This window comes from Bowmanella yangjiangensis, assembly GCF_017255015.1.
GTDB classification, from domain to species: Bacteria; Pseudomonadota; Gammaproteobacteria; order Enterobacterales; family Alteromonadaceae; genus Bowmanella; species Bowmanella yangjiangensis.
The window spans coordinates 1-1,283 of record NZ_JAFKCS010000233.1 but is presented as its reverse complement, the minus strand read 5'-3'; the positions used below and the strand labels follow the sequence as shown (position 1 = coordinate 1,283).

Below are 1,283 nucleotides of genomic sequence, written 5' to 3'. Positions count from 1 at the left end.
GTCAGGGTCGTAGCGCTCGAAGTCGGTCACCGAGAGCAGCCCCATGGACAGGGTGCCATCGGCCAGACCTTGCGCCTTGAGCGCCGCCAAGGGCTGGATCACCCGGTAGTGGCCACACCCCCAGGGATCGGCCGGATGCGCCAGCACCACGGGCGAGGGCCGCCAGCTCAAGGGGCGCCAGGTGAGCGACACGTCGCTCTCCAGATCGAAACCACGCCCGCTCAACGCCAGGTTGCGGTTGTAGGCCGGATCGTTGGCCAGCTGCGGCAGGTAACGCTCGTACAGCTGATCCTCCGCAGCGGCGCCTGCTCGCACCTGCTCGGCCTCATGCAGCACGATCGCATTCGCGGCCCAGACCGTCAGGTAGCCTGCCGCGCGAACCCGCAGGCACAGGTCCACATCGCGGAAGGCGGCCAGCTGTGCATCGAGGCCACCCAGCTGCTGGAAGAGCTCCGCGCGAACCATCAGGCAGGCTTCGCCAACGGCGCTGTAGTTCTGATCGACCTGGAGACGATGCAGGTACCCCGCAGCCTCCATGGACTCGCCCGCGAAGGCAGGCGTTGCCGGACCATTGAGCCCGAGCAGCAGGCCGGCCTGGGCGATACGCCCGCCAGGCGTCAGCAGCTTGCCGCCCACCACCCCTACTTCGGGACGCTGGGCATGGTTGAGCAATTCGTCGAGCCAATCGGCGTTGACGATGGCGGCGTCACCGCAAAGCAGCAACAGGTACTCCCCCCTCGCCTGCTCCGCCGCCCGATTCTGCGCCAACCCGCTGCCTCCGGCGATCACCCGGACCTTGTCATCGCCAAGCGCCGCCACTTCACTCAGCCAGGCACTGACATCCGGGTGGCTGCCGGCATCGGCCAGCAGCACTTCGTAGCGAGCGTAAGCGGTCTTCTCCAGCAGGCTCTCGATACAACGCTGCAGGGCGGCCAGCGGCACGTCCGTGCCGAGGATGATCGACACCAGCGGCGTGGCCGCATGGCCGTAGTGAACCCGATAGCGGCCCGGCAGGCCCGGCAGCACCTTGGCCTCATATCCGCGATTGCCCAGATGGCGCTCGATCACCCGGCGCTCGTCCGGGTTGTCACGCAACGCCGGGGCATGAGTGATCAGCAACGGCTCATCGATATGGCCCAGCCCGGCCAGGCCCTCCTGCTCGATGAACCGGGTCAGCAGCTCGAACTCGAAGGCCTCGGGGAACGCCACATCGAAGCCGCCACAGGCCAGGAACAGATCGCGACGATACAACCAGTGGCGCGCCATCACCATGGGGAAGCTGA

General features: G+C 67.3%; 1 protein-coding gene. It reads right to left on the bottom strand.

Annotated elements, in window-relative coordinates; all coding sequences use genetic code 11:
- The coding region (locus J0A65_RS23605; protein WP_206596722.1) for a glycosyltransferase family 2 protein at positions 1-1,283 on the bottom strand (1,283 nt) is incomplete at both ends.